The organism is Klebsiella sp. CN_Kp066 (assembly GCF_040065135.1).
In the GTDB taxonomy this organism is placed as follows: Bacteria; Pseudomonadota; Gammaproteobacteria; order Enterobacterales; family Enterobacteriaceae; genus Klebsiella; species Klebsiella oxytoca.
The window spans coordinates 1-513 of the sequence record NZ_JBEAIU010000022.1; the positions used below are offsets into that span (position 1 = coordinate 1).

The 513-nt window shown below is 68.2% G+C and carries 1 protein-coding gene; it reads left to right on the plus strand.

Annotated features, from left to right (window positions below; all coding sequences use genetic code 11):
* The coding region (locus ABLV75_RS02890; RefSeq protein ID WP_348854885.1) for an Ig-like domain-containing protein at nt 1-513 on the plus strand (513 nt) is incomplete at both ends.

Sequence of the window (513 nt, forward strand, 5' to 3'; positions counted from 1 at the left end):
GCGGCGATCTGACCAACGACGCCACACCAACCCTGAGCGGTACCGCCGAGGCGGGGGCCACGGTCACGATCTATGACGGTGACACGGTGCTGGGTACCGTGGTTGCCGGCGAGGACGGACGCTGGAGCTACACCCCTGATGCACTGGATGAAGGCAGCCACAGCCTGAGCACCACGGTGACGGATAAGGCGGGGAACGTCAGCGAGCGCTCCCCGGCGTTTGAGCTGACAATTGATACCACCGCGCCGTCTGCCAGTGCGCCGGAGGTGACCGACGACGTGGCCGGACACACCGGCCCGCTGGCCAGCGGCGATCTGACCAACGATGCCACGCCGACCCTGAGCGGCACGGCGGAGGCGGGGGCCACGGTCACGATCTACGACGGCGACACGGTGCTGGGTACCGTGGTTGCCGGCGAGGACGGACGCTGGAGCTTTACGCCGGATACCCTGGACGAGGGCAGCCACAGCCTGAGCACCACCGTGACGGACAAGGCCGGGAACGTCAGCGAGC